Consider the following 14,357-nt stretch of genomic DNA (forward strand, 5'->3'; position numbering starts at 1 on the left):
GGCAATAAAAAAGCGTGGATTGCTCCACGCTTTTTTTATGTCCGGCGAATATTACTTCGCTTTACCCTGGTTCGCCACGGCCGCCGCTTTTGCAGCGATTTCGTCGGCGTTACCCAAGTAGTAATGTTTAACTGGCTTGAAGTTTTCGTCGAACTCGTACACCAGCGGCACGCCGGTAGGGATATTCAGCTCGAGGATTTCATCTTCACCCATGTTGTCCAGGTATTTCACCAGCGCACGCAGGGAGTTACCGTGAGCAGCGATAATGACGCGCTCGCCGCTTTTCAGGCGTGGCAGAATGGTTTCGTTCCAGTAAGGCACAACGCGGTCGATGGTCAGCGCCAGGCTTTCGGTCTGCGGCAGTTCAGCCTCAGTCAGCTTCGCGTAACGCGGATCGTGGCCCGGGTAGCGCTCGTCATCTTTGCTCAGCTCTGGAGGCGTGACCGCAAAACCACGACGCCACTGCTTAACCTGCTCGTCACCGTATTTTTCTGCGGTTTCCGCTTTGTTCAGACCTTGCAGCGCACCGTAGTGACGCTCGTTCAGTTTCCAGGATTTCTCAACCGGCAGCCAGGCCTGATCCAGCTCGTCCAGAACGTTCCACAGGGTATGGATGGCACGTTTCAGCACAGAGGTGTAAGCAAAGTCAAAGGTGAAGCCTTCTTCTTTCAGCAGTTTACCTGCCGCTTTTGCTTCGCTCACGCCTTTCTCGGACAGATCAACGTCATACCAACCGGTGAAGCGGTTTTCGTTGTTCCACTGGCTTTCGCCGTGGCGCACCAGGACAAGCTTAGTATTAGCCATTTCTTACTCCTCAAGCATTTTGAATGATAACAATTCTCATTATATTGCTGTGACTGTGCCAGCAGCAACGCTTAACCCTAACCATAGCGAAAATAGTTCGAGAGTGTAAGATGCATGTGAATCCAGGGTTATGATTTTGTCTGCGATCGCCGCTATTTTCAGCAAGGCGGAGATAAAAAAGCCCTCGCGATGAGGGCCAGTCTTTTTTGCCGGATGGCGCTTCGCTTATCAGGCCTATATTCGTAGGCCCGTGCGCCGCCGGACATTAAGCGCGCGGAATGAAATGATACTCGGTGACGCTTACGTACTCTTCACCCGGACGTAGCACGCAGTCCGGCTGCGGCCATTCAGGATGGTTAGGCGTGTCCGGCAGGAACTCGCTCTCCAGCGCCAGTCCTTGCCAGGCGCCGTAGGCGTCATGTTCACGCGCCGTAGTACCCTCCAGATAGTTACCGGAGTAGAACTGTAGGGCAGGGGCGGTGGTGTAGACCGTCATCTGTAACTTCTCATCAGCAGACCAGACCTGTGCGGCAGGTTGAGAAAGATCGCCTTTCGCCTGCAACAGGAACGCGTGGTCGTAGCCTTTCACCTTGCGCTGATCGTCATCACTCAGGAAATCCTGAGCAATGGTTTTCGGCTGACGGAAATCAAAGCTATTTCCGCTTACTGGTTTCAGCCCCTGATAAGGGATACCCATCTCATCGACCGGCAGATACTCATCCGCCAGGATCTGGAGTTTGTGGCTGCGGACATCGGTCTGATTACCGTCAAGGTTGAAATAGGCGTGGTTAGTCAGGTTGACCGGGCACGGCTTATCGACGGTCGCGCGGTACTCAATGGCGATGCGATTATCTTCGGTCAGGGTGAAGCGCGCGGTTGCGGTGAGATTGCCCGGGAAGCCCTGGTCTCCATCGAGGGAGTCCAGAGAGAACCAGACCTCACCGTCATTTTGCTGCACAATCTTCCAGCGACGTTTATCAAACCCTTCCGGGCCGCCGTGCAGCTGATTTTCGCCCTGGCTGGCAAGCAGGGAATACGTTACGCCGTCCAGCGTAAACCGGCTTCTGGCGATGCGGTTAGCGTAGCGGCCTATGGATGCGCCCAGAAAAGCAGTCTGCTCGATATACTGCTCCGGCGATGCGCAGCCAAGCAGGGTTTCGCGCACGCTGCCGTCAGGCATCGGTACGCGGGCAGAAAGTAACGTTGCGCCCCAGTCCATCAGCGTAACCACCATCCCGGCGCTGTTGCGCAGGGTTAACAGGCGATACGGCAGACCATCCGGTGCGAGTGTCGGTGTTTCGTTTAGCACTGTCCGGCTCCTTGTGATGCTTTACAGACATAGAAAGTTTCTTTGATGCCCGTTTTGGCTTCGTACTGTTTAGCCACCGCGTCCTGAATGGCAGGGACCAGCTCTTCCGGCACCAGGGCGACGACGCACCCGCCGAATCCGCCGCCGGTCATACGCACGCCGCCTTTGTCGCCAATCGTGGCTTTCACGATTTCAACCAGGGTGTCGATTTGCGGCACGGTGATTTCGAAATCGTCACGCATGGAGGCATGCGATTCGGCCATCAGCTCGCCCATCCGCTTCAGGTCACCTTTTGCCAGCGCGGAGGCGGCTTCTACGGTACGGGCATTTTCCGTCAGTATATGACGCACGCGCTTCGTGACAACCGGGTCCAGCTCGTGGGCAACCTTGTTAAATTCATCAAGTGAGACATCACGCAGGGCTGGCTGCTGGAAGAAGCGCGCGCCGGTTTCGCACTGTTCGCGACGGGTGTTGTACTCGCTGCCCACCAGGGTGCGTTTGAAGTTGCTGTTGATGATCACCACAGCCGCCCCTTTAGGCAGCGGAACCGCTTTGGTCCCGAGGGAGCGGCAGTCAATCAGCAAAGCATGTTCTTTCTTGCCCAGCGCGGAAATCAGCTGATCCATAATGCCGCAGTTGCAGCCTACGAACTGGTTTTCCGCTTCCTGACCGTTGAGGGCGATTTGCGCCCCGTCCAGCGGCAGATGATAAAGCTGCTGGAACACGGTGCCGACCGCCACTTCCAGCGATGCGGAAGAGCTTAATCCCGCCCCCTGCGGCACGTTGCCGCTGATCACCAGATCGGCCCCGCCGAAATTCTTGTTACGCTTTTGCAGGTGCTTCACCACGCCGCGAACATAGTTCGACCACTGCTGGCTGTCGTGGGTCACGATCGGCGCATCGAGGGAAAATTCGTCAATTTCGTTGCCGTAATCCGCGGCCATCACTCGCACCTGACGATCGTCGCGTTTCGCGCAGCTGATCACCGTCTGGTAGTCGATGGCACACGGCAGGACAAAACCGTCGTTATAGTCGGTGTGCTCGCCGATCAGATTAACGCGGCCTGGCGCCTGGATAACATGGGTGGCAGGGTAGCCAAATTTTTCAGCAAACAGGGATTGTGTTTTATCTTTCAGACTCATTTTTAGACTCCTGATTCGCGGTAATGGACGTCGCTAACGGCACGCAGACGTTCTGCCGCCTGTTCCGCCGTCAGGTCGCGCTGGGTTTCCGCCAGCATTTCATAGCCCACCATGAATTTACGTACCGTCGCAGAACGCAGCAGCGGCGGGTAGAAGTGTGCATGTAACTGCCAGTGTTGATTCTCTTCGCCGTTAAACGGCGCGCCGTGCCAGCCCATGGAGTAGGGGAAGGAGCACTGGAAGAGGTTGTCGTAGCGGCTGGTCAGTTTTTTCAGCGCCAGCGCTAGGTCGTCACGCTGGGCGTCGCTGAGTTCGGTAATGCGCTGTACATGGGCTTTCGGCAGCAGTAGCGTCTCAAACGGCCACGCCGCCCAGTAAGGGACCACCGCAAGCCAGTGCTCGGTTTCCACCACGGTACGGCTGCCATCCGCCAGCTCACGCTGGGTGTAATCCACCAGCATCGGCGAACCGTTCTGGGCGAAATACGCTTTTTGCAGTCGGTCCTCACGCTCGGCTTCATTCGGCAGGAAGCTGTTCGCCCAGATCTGACCGTGCGGATGCGGGTTGGAGCAGCCCATCGCCGCGCCTTTGTTTTCGAACACCTGCACCCAGGGATAGCTCTGCCCCAGCTCCGCGATTTGCGCCTGCCAGGTGCTGACCACCTCTTTCAGGGCCTCCACGCTCAGCTCCGGCAGCGTTTTGCTGTGATCGGGCGAGAAGCAGATCACGCGGCTGGTGCCGCGGGCGCTTTCGCAGCGCATCAGCGGGTCATGGCTTTCCGGCGCGTCTGGCGTATCGGTCATCAGCGCGGCAAAGTCGTTAGTAAACACGAAGGTGCCTTGGTAGTCCGGGTTTTTATCGCCCGTCACGCGCGTATTGCCCGGGCAGAGGAAACAGTCCGGATCATGCTGCGGCAGCGTCTGTTTGGCAGGCGTCTCTTGCGCCCCCTGCCAGGGGCGCTTGGCGCGATGCGGTGAAACTAAAATCCATTGCCCGCTGAGCGGGTTAAAACGACGATGCGGGTGATCGACGGGATTGAATTGCGTCATGACAAATCCTTAATCCGGATAACCCTGCGGATGGCGTGACTGCCAGTGCCAGGTATCCTGTGCCATTTCATCAAGCGTGCGGGTGACACGCCAGTTAAGCTCTTTATCCGCTTTGGTGGCATCGGCCCAGTAAGCCGGGAGGTCGCCATCACGGCGGGGAGCGAAGTGATACTTCACCGGCTTGCCGCAGGCTTTACTGAAGGCATTCACCACGTCCAGCACGCTGCTGCCGATCCCGGCGCCGAGGTTGTAAATATGCACGCCCGGTTTATCCGCCAGCTGCTGCATCGCCGCCACGTGGCCGTCGGCCAGATCCATGACGTGAATGTAATCGCGCACGCCGGTGCCATCTTCGGTGGGATAATCGTTACCAAAAATCGCCAGGGAATCGCGGCGCCCTACGGCAACCTGCGCGATATACGGCATCAGGTTATTAGGAATGCCCTGCGGATCTTCGCCCATATCCCCTGACGGATGCGCGCCAACCGGGTTGAAGTAGCGCAGCAATGCGATGCTCCACTCAGGCTGGGCTTTTTGCAGGTCGGTCAGGATCTGCTCTACCATCAGCTTGCTTTTGCCATACGGGCTTTGCGGCGTACCGGTCGGGAAGCTTTCAACGTAAGGAATTTTTGGCTGATCGCCGTAGACGGTCGCGGAGGAGCTGAAGATAAAATTTTTAACGTTGGCCGCTCGCATGGCGGAGATCAGACGCAGGGTACCGTTAACGTTGTTGTCATAGTACTCAAGCGGTTTTGCCACCGATTCGCCAACCGCTTTCAGGCCCGCGAAGTGGATAACGGTTTCAATCGCGTGATCGTGAAGGATTTCAGTCATCAACGCTTCATTGCGGATGTCGCCTTCCACGAAAGTCGGCTGTTTACCCGAAAGGCGTTCAATGACCGGCAGCACGCTGCGCTTACTGTTGCACAGGTTATCAAGAATGACGACATCGTGGCCGCTTTGCAGCAGTTGCACACAGGTATGACTTCCTATGTAACCGCTACCACCTGTTACCAGAACTCGCATATTTCGCTCCATTAGGCTTATGGTATGAATTAACCATAGCATATCAGAGACGCGAAAAGTGTGACATGGGATAAAATAGTGGTATCGTTTACACTGGTTTTCACACGCGCTTTTTCACAGACTGAGTGCATTGTAGATCAAAGAGATAGAGATGTATTGTTGCAGGTTGTCTGAAAAGCGGAGGGCAGCGCCCTCCATGTGTTAATCGATTTTGCTCAGCAGGTAGCGGTATTGCTCGCCGTCAGGGACAAATTCCAGCCGATGGGTGATGCAGGACGGGGCATCTTCAGCATGGTGGGACACAAACAGCAGCTGGGTTTCACCTTCGCTAATCAGGACATCCACAAAGCGGCGGATCAGCTGACGGTTGAGCGGATCCAGCCCCTGCAACGGTTCGTCAAGAATCAGCAGCGTAGGGTGCTTGACCAGCGCGCGGACGATCAATGCCAGCCGCTGCTGCCCCCACGACAGGCTGTGGAATGGCGCATCGGCGACCCGGTTATCCATACCCAGAATATCCAGCCACTGCTGCGCCAGCTTGTGCTGCTTGTCGGATACCGCCTGATAAATACCAATGGAGTCGAAGAAGCCAGAGAGGATCACGTTTCGCACCGTGGTGCTCACCCGGTAGTCCAGGTGCAGGCTGCTGCTGACATAGCCGATGTGCTTTTTGATATCCCAGATGGTTTCCCCGCTGCCGCGGCGACGGCCGAACAGGGTGAGATCGTTGCTGTATCCCTGCGGGTGATCCCCGGTGATCAGGCTCAGCAGCGTGGATTTACCCGCCCCGTTGGGGCCGACGATCTGCCAGTGCTCACCAGGATTAACCGTCCAGCTGAGGTGATTAAGAATAGGGCGATCGTCGTAAGCAACCACCCCATCGCGCAGCACAATGCGCGGCTGGTCAGGCTCCAGCCCGTGGCGTGCTGAAGGCGCATCCGGCTCCGGCAGGGCAATACCGTCCAGTTTCTCGCTGTGCGCCAGCTGCGCAATCAGCGCCTGCCGAAGCAGTACGGCTTTCTCGCCGGTTTCGGTCAGGCTACAGTCCGCCAGCACGCCCGCATAATGTACGAAATCCGGGATCTCATCAAAGCGGTTAAGAACCAGCACAAGCGTGTATCCCTGCTGGTTAAGCGACGCCAGCAACGCTGCCAGTTGCGCGCGGGATTGCACATCCAGTCCGTCAAACGGTTCATCCAGGATCAGGAGTTCCGGCTCGCTCATCAGCGCCTGACACAGCAGCGTTTTGCGCGTTTCACCGGTTGAAAGGTATTTAAAGCGGCGATTAAGCAGGGCGGTAATGCCAAATTGTTCCGCCAGCTGCTGGCAGCGGGCAGGATCTTTTATCTCATCCTGGATAATTTCCGCCGTCGTGCGGCCGGTATCTTCTTCGCCGGGGCTGAGCAAATCGGTATTGTTACGCTGCCACTCATCGCTGACCAGCTTTTGCAGCTGTTCGAAGGAAAGGCGCGTCAGCCGGGTAAAGGTGCACCGACGTTCACCCTTCAGTTGGGTTAATTCGCCTGCCAGGGCGCGGGCCAGCGCGGATTTTCCGCTGCCATTCGTGCCCACAAACGCCCAGCTTTCTCCGGCGCGAAGGGTTAACTCTGGCAGCGATAAGGTACGGGTATCGCTAAGACGAAACGTGCCTTGCGAAATATGCAATGATGACATGTGTTATCCCATTTTTTGCAGCAAGAGATGTCAGGGATACTCAGTGTTAACGGGGTTGTCAATGCGCTTAGCACAATGTGGCGATAATTACCCGGTCTGCATTGAAATATGCGGTCACCACAGCACCTTCGTCTAATTCGGTCGCGTCGTTCACCGGAACGGTGGCGCAGAGCAACTGTCCATCCGGCAGGGTCATCAGCACTTCACACTGTTCTGCGCCGCGCTCGATGTGGCTGATACGCCCGCGTAGCTGGTTGTCGGCCTCTGCGGCCTGCTCAGGGTTGAGTGCGATGCTGATCCAGGGCGCTTTGAGTAATACCAGCACCTCCTGACCTTCGTTCAGCCCAAGGCGTTGACCACTTTGCGCGGTGATGGCGGCTTTCAGACGCGTCGTACCGTCCGCGAGCAGGATCTCGATATGCTCCTGCACCTGCGAATGATCGCGCCCCGTCACCGTACCAAACCACTGGTTGCGGGCGCTGGTCTGCAAAGAGAAACGGGAGATGGCGCCCAGCAGGCTGTCCAGCGGCAGATTGTCGTCATCGCTCAGCACATCAAATGCTTTTTGCTGGATCTGCGCCAGTAAATCGTAGAGCTGGATCAGACGTTGCCCGTAACGCGTCAACACGGCGCCGCCGCCGCCTTTCCCGCCGGTGGCGCGCTCAACCAGCGTGTGTTCGCTCAGGGTGTTCATGTCGTTAATTGCATCCCAGGCGCTTTTATAGCTGATGCCGGCGTTTTTAGCTCCCTGGCTAATCGAGCCAGTTTGTTCTATTTGTTTTAACAGGGCGATACGTCGCGGATCGGCGAAAAGCTTCTGCTGAAGTCGTAGGGTGAGGAGAATTTCGGCCTGCATAACAGTGTCCCGGCAAAAAGGCTATTGTGACCCAAATGCCCGGGGGCGGAAAGCGCACCGCACAAAAGGGGATGTTTTTCTTACTTTTCAGGGTAGAATAAGCCGTTCACAAGATCTGGAGAAAACCATGTTAGAGTTGTTGAAAAGTCTGGTATTCGCGGTAATCATGGTGCCAGTAGTGATGGCTATCATCCTCGGTGCCATCTACGGCCTGGGTGAAGTGTTCAACGTCTTTTCGAACATTGGTCATCGTCGTGACCAGCCTAAAAAGCAGCAATGATTTCCTCCAAAACGCCCGGCCAGCCCGGGCGTTTTGCTCTCAAGTTTATTCCTCTCCCGCCGATATCTTTTACAACGTTCCTTGAGTTTACGCATTAATGGGTACGATTTAGCGCTAGGAACGCCTGCGATATGTCGTTATATTTATTTGTATATAACGATGCGCACAGGAGCTTCAAATGGCACGTTCATGGGTACGCCTTTTCGCAGGGGCCACGCTGACTCTCTCACTCACCGGCCACGCGCTGGCGGATGAAGGAAAAATCACGGTCTTTGCGGCGGCGTCGCTGACTAACGCGATGCAGGATATTGCTGCGGTATACAAAAAAGAGAAAAACGTCGAGGTGGTCTCGTCGTTTGCCTCCTCATCCACGCTGGCCCGCCAGATTGAAGCGGGGGCGCCCGCGGATCTGTTCATCTCTGCCGATCAGAAATGGATGGATTACGCGGTGGAGAAAAAAGCTGTTGATACGGCTACCCGCGAAACGCTGCTGGGAAATAGCCTGGTGGTGGTCGCGCCCGCAAACAGCAAGCAGGACGACATCGCCATCAACAAACAGACGGACTGGACCCGGCTGCTCAACGGTGGCCGTCTGGCGGTAGGCGATCCGGAGCATGTTCCTGCCGGGATTTATGCGAAAGAAGCGCTACAAAAACTGGGCGCGTGGGAGACCTTATCGCCGAAGCTGGCTCCCGCAGAAGATGTGCGTGGCGCGCTGGCGCTGGTGGAGCGTAACGAAGCGCCACTCGGGATCGTTTACGGCTCCGATGCCGTCGCCAGTAAAGGTGTGAAGGTGGTAGGCACCTTCCCGGAAGACTCGCATAAGAAAGTGGAATATCCTGTTGCGATAGTTGATGGACATAAAAATGCGAGCGTGACGGCCTTCGTTGACTACCTGAAGGGGCCGGAAGCGTCCGCGATCTTTAAACGTTACGGATTTACGACTCACGAATGATATTGACCGAACCTGAATGGCAGGCCGTGCTGCTGAGCCTGAAAGTCTCTTCCCTGGCGGTTGCGCTGAGTTTGCCCTTTGGGGTGTTCTTTGCCTGGTTACTGGTTCGCGTGAAGTTTCCAGGCAAAGCCCTGCTCGACAGTGTTCTCCATCTTCCGCTTGTCTTACCGCCTGTGGTGGTCGGATATCTGCTGCTGATCTCCATGGGTCGACGCGGCTTTATCGGCGAATGGCTGTACGACTGGTTCGGCCTGACCTTTGCTTTCAGCTGGCGCGGCGCGGTTCTGGCCGCGGCGGTGATGTCCTTCCCGCTGATGGTGCGCGCTATCCGTCTGGCGCTGGAAGGGGTGGATACTCGGTTAGAACAGGCCGCCCGCACGCTGGGCGCAGGCCGCTGGCGGGTATTCCTGACCATTACGCTTCCGCTGACGTTACCGGGCATTATCGTCGGTACGGTGTTAGCCTTCGCCCGCTCGCTGGGTGAGTTTGGCGCGACCATCACCTTTGTGTCGAACATTCCCGGCGAGACGCGGACCATCCCGTCGGCCATGTATACCCTGATTCAGACCCCAGGCGGCGAAGGTGCGGCGGCCCGGCTGTGTATTATTTCAATTGTGCTCGCTCTGGTCTCGCTGCTGGTGTCTGAGTGGCTGGCGCGCCTCAGCCGTGAACGGATGGGGAAACCGTGATGCTGGAACTCAACTTTACGCAAACCCTGGGCAGCCACACGCTGACGCTGAACGAAACGCTGCCTGCCAGCGGTATCACCGCCATTTTTGGCGTGTCCGGGGCGGGGAAAACGTCGCTGATTAATGCGATTAGCGGCCTGACGCGTCCCCAGTCTGGCCGTATTGTGTTAAATAACCGCGTCTTGAATGACGCGGAGAAGAAGGTCTGCCTGTCACCGGACAAACGTCGCATCGGCTATGTGTTTCAGGATGCGCGCCTGTTCCCGCACTACAGCGTACGCGGGAACCTGCGTTACGGCATGGCAAAAAGCATGGCCGGACAGTTCGATAAGCTGGTGGCGCTGCTGGGCATCGAACCGCTGTTGGATCGTCTGCCGTCGTCGCTGTCGGGTGGTGAAAAACAGCGCGTGGCGATTGGCCGCGCCCTGTTAACCGCGCCGGAACTGTTGCTGCTGGATGAGCCGCTGGCCTCGCTGGATATTCCGCGCAAGCGCGAGCTGCTGCCGTATCTGCAACGTCTGGCGCGGGAAATCAACGTGCCCATGCTCTACGTCAGCCATTCGCTGGATGAGATCTTACATCTGGCCGACAAAGTGCTGGTGCTGGAAGCGGGCAGGGTGAAGGCATTCGGCAATCTGGAGGAGGTGTGGGGCAGCAGCGTTATGCATCCATGGCTGCCAAAGGAGCAGCAGAGCAGCATTCTGAAGGTGAGCGTGCTGGAGCACCATCCGCACTACGCGATGACTGCGCTGGCGCTGGGCGATCAGCATTTGTGGGTGAATAAAATCGATACGCCGATTCAGTCCACGTTACGGATCCGCATTCAGGCGTCGGATGTCTCTCTGGTCCTGCAACCGCCGCTGCAAACCAGTATCCGCAATATTTTGCGCGCAAAAGTAGCGCAGTGTTTTGATGATAACGGCCAGGTGGAAGTGCAGCTGGAAGTGGGCAGCAGAACGCTGTGGGCGCGCATCAGCCCGTGGGCCAGGGATGAGCTGGGCATCAAGCCTGGCCTGTGGCTTTACGCGCAAATCAAGAGCGTCTCCATCACCGCCTGATTACAGCAGGTGGGTATAAATATACTGCGCGATGCTGTCGGTGGTGTTATCGCCAATCACCACGTCAGCGCGCGCTTTCACCGCGTCATCGGCATTACCCATCGCCACGCCCGTTCCGGCCGCTTCCAGCATACTGATGTCGTTATAGTTATCGCCGAAAGCAATCACGTCCTGCATTGATCCGCCCTGCGATTCAACGAACTGGGTCAGACGCTTTCCTTTGCTGTTGCCTTTGCGGGCGATATCCACCTGATCGTGCCAGGACCATTCACATTCCAGACCCAGCGTATGCTCGACATGTTTTGCGAAGGTATTCAGTTTGGCGGTGTCTTCATCGGTCAGGGCAAATTTCCAGATTGCGTCGACGTCTTCCGCCGCCTGGCGCAGGGAGGAAACCTGAGTGAACACCGGACGCTGCGCTTCCGGCAGAGACAGAGCCCAGTTGCTGGTGCGGATCACATGGCCGGTAGGGCGTTCATACACCATGGCGTTATCCACATACATCAGGCCGTGAATGGCGTGCTCATCCAGTAAATCAATTAATTGCAGCGCCTGCGTAACGGGAAGCGGATCGGAGGCTAAAACCTTTTTTGCCTGATAATCATACAAATAGGTGCCATTACAACAAATTGCAGGTGTATCTAAGCCCAGTGCCTGATAAAAAGGATGAATGGCTACGTGATGTCGACCCGTTACGATGAGAAGTTGATACCCCGCTTCCTGGGCTCGTTTGAGGGCCTCAAGAGAAGAGGGGAGCAGGGTTTTCTGAGGGGTAAGCAGTGTTCCGTCTAAATCCAGGGCAATCACTCGCGAGGTCATTTTTTCTTCCGGGTTAATGTTGAATTTAAGGTCTGTCGGGATGGTACACCGAGAGCGGAACCCTGCAAAATCCCGGACTACAATTCAGCATTCACCGTTAAAAATAATCAGGAGTATTCATGAAACAAACCGTTTATACCGCCAGTCCTGAAAGTCAGCAGATCCATGTCTGGCGTTTGAATACAGAAGGTTCGCTTACGCTGGTTCAGGTTGTTGATGTGCCAGGCCAGGTGCAGCCGATGGTCGTCAGCCCGGATAAACGTTTTCTTTATGTCGGCGTACGCCCGGAATTCCGCGTACTGGCATACCGTATCTCCCCGGATGACGGCGCGCTGGCCTATACCGCAGAAGCCCCGCTGCCGGGCAGCCCGACCCATATTTCCACTGACCATAAAGGCAACTTTATCTTCAGCGGCTCCTACAATGCAGGCTGCGTGAGCGTCACCCGCCTGGAAGACGGTATTCCCGTTGAAACCGTCGACGTGGTAGAAGGGCTAGAAGGTTGCCACTCCGCCAACATTTCGCAGGATAACCGCACGCTGTGGGTGCCAGCGCTTAAGCAGGACCGCATCTGCCTGTTCACCCTGAGCGATGACGGCCATCTGGTCGCGCAGAGCCCGGCGGAAGTCACCACCGTGGAAGGCGCAGGCCCGCGCCACATGGTCTTCCACCCGAATCAGCAGTATGCCTATGTCGTTAACGAGCTGAACAGCTCGGTAGACGTGTGGGAGCTGAACGATCCTAACGGACAGATCGAGTGCGTACAGACGCTGGACATGATGCCATCTGATTTCTCCGACACACGCTGGGCGGCAGACATTCACATTACGCCGGATGGCCGTCACCTGTATGCCTGTGACCGTACCTCCAGTCTGATCACCATCTTCAGCGTCTCTGAAGACGGCAGCGTTCTGGCAGTTGAAGGCTTCCAGCCGACAGAAACCCAGCCGCGCGGCTTTAATGTCGATCACAGCGGCAAATACCTGATTGCGGCGGGGCAGAAATCCCACCACATTGCGCTCTATGAAATCCAGGGCGTGCAGGGTCTACTGGAAGAGAAAGGACGCTATGCGGTCGGACAAGGGCCGATGTGGGTTGTGATTAACGCTCATTGATCCGTAGACGAAAAAAAACCTCGCAAATGCGAGGTTTTTTTATGCGCGGTTAATGCATGAGGTAGGCCGGGTAAGGCGCAGCCGCCACCCGGCAGCAGGCATTTTACTGCTTCGGCTCAGCAACCACTTTGCTACCCAGACCGCGGTTGTTATATTCCCACATGCGGTTAAAGTTAGCGTCATTCAGGTTACGCTGCACGTTGTCTTTCTCATCCACCGTGCCGGTGTTGCCGGAGAAAGGACGTTTCGAGATCGCCGCATCCGCCCACGGTTTTGCCATGTTAAAGCCTTCGTTAATCACGCTGTCGCGGATCACGACCTGGCCGTTAGTGGCGGAGTCCACGTCCAGAGAGCGACCAAGCTGCGCCACGCCATCGCCAGCAGCAGTAAAGCGGCTATTCACGGCCAGGAAGCCATAGAACAGGTTAGACTGCGTGGCCGGGGCAAAGACGTAACCTTCCTGCTGCGTACGTGAATTCACCACGCGGAAGTCGGTGTTATCAAATACCACCGCGCCGCGGCCAGAGACCATATCCACGTCGCCTTCAATGTAGCTGTTGGTGACCAAAGTACGCGTCAGACGGTTGTTCTGAAGGGTATTCTGCACGCCGCTGTTGGTCACGAAGAAGGTGTTCTGGCGGCCCAGGATATTGACGTTGTTAATCTGTACCTTGTCGCCATCGCTACGCAGCGCCACGGCCTGATGATTACCTGCGTCAACGCTGTCGCCCAGGGTGTTCTGAATGGTCAGGTTCTGCAATTGCAGGCCATTGTTCTGTGACCAGAATACCGCTGAACACATCACGCCAATGGTGGCGGCACGCTTGCGCTGGCAGTTATCAAACATATACCACGCCGGTTTACCTGGCATGTATTTACCGGCCGGGTTCACCAGATGGCGCCAGGTGGTGCTGTCGATCTCTGAATCAATCGCCAGGCCAATTTTTACGTCGACCGCTTTTTCGCCCAGGCCGTAAAGCGTAATGCTTCCCGGTGCCGCCGGAACATAAACGGTTCCTTCGTATTCACCCGGCAGGATGGCAATGTACTGACGAGATGCGCTGTGTTTGGTAATTGCGGCATCAACGGCTGCCTGAATAGAGGTGTGTGTAACGCCCTCTGCCCCGGCCGGGCCGACAACGAAGTCTGGCTGTTTCGGCAGGTTAATAGAAGAAGGCGTCCACGGGGCTGCATTGGGATCCATCGCCGAGAAATAGTGCGCACGGGTGAAGTTCTTCGCTTCAGCCGCTGACAGGATCGGACGGGAAGCGGTGCCCGGAGCAACCTGCTCAGAAGGTTGCTGATCCGGTGGTGTTGAACTGCAAGCGGATAAAGTCACGCCAAAGGCGAGTGCCAACGCCAGACGGGAAATCCTGGAAATATTCAAGGTAATGCTCCTGGGTATGCAAGTCTTATCTGGATAGACGAAATAGCCTGCTTTTTTATACTAAGTTGAGCGAAACGGGAAGATAAAAACCGGAAAAGTTGCATTTTTGCCCGCAGGCGACGGGAAAGTCATCACAAATAAATAACATTTTCCCCCAATGCGGTTGACAGCAGGCGGCAGATGAAAATAAATGT

The 14,357-nt window shown here is 56.3% G+C and carries 14 protein-coding genes; 5 read left to right on the forward strand and 9 right to left on the reverse strand.

The genetic code is table 11. The annotated features are described in order from the left end of the window. Positions 1–51: 51 nt before the first annotated feature. From gpmA to modE, 7 genes are all read right to left on the reverse strand, one after another. The gene (gpmA, locus tag KTH07_RS04180) at positions 52–804 is read right to left on the reverse strand and encodes a 2,3-diphosphoglycerate-dependent phosphoglycerate mutase (RefSeq protein WP_006809557.1); all 753 of its coding nucleotides are present in this window, start codon (positions 802–804) and stop codon (positions 52–54) included. A gap of 265 nt (positions 805–1,069) precedes the next feature. Beyond that, complete coding sequence (gene galM / locus KTH07_RS04185; protein ID WP_023303316.1) at positions 1,070–2,113, reverse strand: galactose-1-epimerase; 1,044 nt, start codon at positions 2,111–2,113, stop codon at positions 1,070–1,072. Beyond that, the gene (galK, locus tag KTH07_RS04190; protein WP_017384955.1) at positions 2,107–3,255 is read right to left on the reverse strand and encodes a galactokinase; all 1,149 of its coding nucleotides are present in this window, start codon (positions 3,253–3,255) and stop codon (positions 2,107–2,109) included. Before galK ends, galM begins: the two co-directional genes overlap by 7 nt. A gap of 2 nt (positions 3,256–3,257) precedes the next feature. Continuing rightward, complete coding sequence (gene galT / locus KTH07_RS04195; RefSeq protein WP_032620058.1) at positions 3,258–4,304, reverse strand: galactose-1-phosphate uridylyltransferase; 1,047 nt, start codon at positions 4,302–4,304, stop codon at positions 3,258–3,260. Between the two features lie 9 nt (positions 4,305–4,313). After that, complete coding sequence (gene galE, locus KTH07_RS04200) at positions 4,314–5,330, reverse strand: UDP-glucose 4-epimerase GalE (RefSeq protein ID WP_003858554.1); 1,017 nt, start codon at positions 5,328–5,330, stop codon at positions 4,314–4,316. A 201-nt stretch (positions 5,331–5,531) separates the two neighbouring features. After that, positions 5,532–7,004 (reverse strand): molybdate ABC transporter ATP-binding protein ModF, encoded by a 1,473-nt coding sequence (modF, locus tag KTH07_RS04205; RefSeq protein ID WP_017384953.1) that lies wholly within the window; start codon positions 7,002–7,004, stop codon positions 5,532–5,534. Between the two features lie 67 nt (positions 7,005–7,071). Further along, complete coding sequence (gene modE / locus KTH07_RS04210) at positions 7,072–7,860, reverse strand: molybdenum-dependent transcriptional regulator (protein ID WP_015571099.1); 789 nt, start codon at positions 7,858–7,860, stop codon at positions 7,072–7,074. A 127-nt stretch (positions 7,861–7,987) separates the two neighbouring features. Between modE and KTH07_RS04215 the strand changes: the two genes are divergently transcribed. The 4 genes from KTH07_RS04215 (at position 7,988) to modC (ending at position 10,842) form a co-directional block, all read left to right on the forward strand. Beyond that, positions 7,988–8,140, forward strand: coding sequence for an AcrZ family multidrug efflux pump-associated protein (locus KTH07_RS04215; RefSeq protein ID WP_003858549.1), 153 nt, complete (start codon positions 7,988–7,990; stop codon positions 8,138–8,140). 178 nt (positions 8,141–8,318) lie between these two features. Next, a complete protein-coding gene (modA, locus tag KTH07_RS04220; protein WP_015571098.1) occupies positions 8,319–9,095 on the forward strand; it encodes a molybdate ABC transporter substrate-binding protein in 777 nt (258 codons plus the stop codon). After that, complete coding sequence (gene modB, locus KTH07_RS04225; RefSeq protein ID WP_015571097.1) at positions 9,092–9,784, forward strand: molybdate ABC transporter permease subunit; 693 nt, start codon at positions 9,092–9,094, stop codon at positions 9,782–9,784. Before modA ends, modB begins: the two co-directional genes overlap by 4 nt. Beyond that, positions 9,784–10,842, forward strand: coding sequence for a molybdenum ABC transporter ATP-binding protein ModC (modC, locus tag KTH07_RS04230; RefSeq protein WP_023303318.1), 1,059 nt, complete (start codon positions 9,784–9,786; stop codon positions 10,840–10,842). Before modB ends, modC begins: the two co-directional genes overlap by 1 nt. Here the strand turns inward: modC and KTH07_RS04235 are convergent, their stop codons facing one another. Continuing rightward, a complete protein-coding gene (locus KTH07_RS04235) occupies positions 10,843–11,661 on the reverse strand; it encodes a pyridoxal phosphatase (protein WP_032620056.1) in 819 nt (272 codons plus the stop codon). A 119-nt stretch (positions 11,662–11,780) separates the two neighbouring features. On the opposite strand from KTH07_RS04235, the gene pgl reads away from it, so the two are divergent. After that, positions 11,781–12,776 carry a 6-phosphogluconolactonase gene (gene pgl, locus KTH07_RS04240; protein WP_023303320.1) on the forward strand — a complete coding sequence of 332 codons (996 nt, stop codon included), beginning with the start codon at positions 11,781–11,783 and terminating at the stop codon, positions 12,774–12,776. 103 nt (positions 12,777–12,879) lie between these two features. Here pgl and KTH07_RS04245 read toward each other — a convergent pair whose 3' ends face one another. Next, on the reverse strand, positions 12,880–14,163 hold the full coding sequence (locus KTH07_RS04245) for a putative acyl-CoA thioester hydrolase (protein WP_023296146.1): 1,284 nt from the start codon (positions 14,161–14,163) through the stop codon (positions 12,880–12,882). Positions 14,164–14,357: the final 194 nt, after the last annotated feature.

The sequence above is a fragment of the Enterobacter cloacae complex sp. ECL72 genome (assembly GCF_019056635.1).
In the GTDB taxonomy this organism is placed as follows: domain Bacteria; phylum Pseudomonadota; class Gammaproteobacteria; order Enterobacterales; family Enterobacteriaceae; genus Enterobacter; species Enterobacter hormaechei_C.

Excerpts from the sequence above, each read along its gene's own strand:
- gpmA (WP_006809557.1), bottom strand. The coding sequence starts at position 804 with ATGGCTAATACTAAGCTTGTCCTGGTGCGCCACGGCGAAAGCCAGTGG.
- galK (WP_017384955.1), bottom strand. The coding sequence starts at position 3,255 with ATGAGTCTGAAAGATAAAACACAATCCCTGTTTGCTGAAAAATTTGGC.
- galT (WP_032620058.1), bottom strand. The coding sequence starts at position 4,304 with ATGACGCAATTCAATCCCGTCGATCACCCGCATCGTCGTTTTAACCCG.
- galE (WP_003858554.1), bottom strand. The coding sequence starts at position 5,330 with ATGCGAGTTCTGGTAACAGGTGGTAGCGGTTACATAGGAAGTCATACC.
- modF (WP_017384953.1), bottom strand. The coding sequence starts at position 7,004 with ATGTCATCATTGCATATTTCGCAAGGCACGTTTCGTCTTAGCGATACC.
- modE (WP_015571099.1), bottom strand. The coding sequence starts at position 7,860 with ATGCAGGCCGAAATTCTCCTCACCCTACGACTTCAGCAGAAGCTTTTC.
- KTH07_RS04215 (WP_003858549.1), top strand. The coding sequence starts at position 7,988 with ATGTTAGAGTTGTTGAAAAGTCTGGTATTCGCGGTAATCATGGTGCCA.
- modA (WP_015571098.1), top strand. The coding sequence starts at position 8,319 with ATGGCACGTTCATGGGTACGCCTTTTCGCAGGGGCCACGCTGACTCTC.
- modB (WP_015571097.1), top strand. The coding sequence starts at position 9,092 with ATGATATTGACCGAACCTGAATGGCAGGCCGTGCTGCTGAGCCTGAAA.
- modC (WP_023303318.1), top strand. The coding sequence starts at position 9,784 with ATGCTGGAACTCAACTTTACGCAAACCCTGGGCAGCCACACGCTGACG.
- KTH07_RS04235 (WP_032620056.1), bottom strand. The coding sequence starts at position 11,661 with ATGACCTCGCGAGTGATTGCCCTGGATTTAGACGGAACACTGCTTACC.
- pgl (WP_023303320.1), top strand. The coding sequence starts at position 11,781 with ATGAAACAAACCGTTTATACCGCCAGTCCTGAAAGTCAGCAGATCCAT.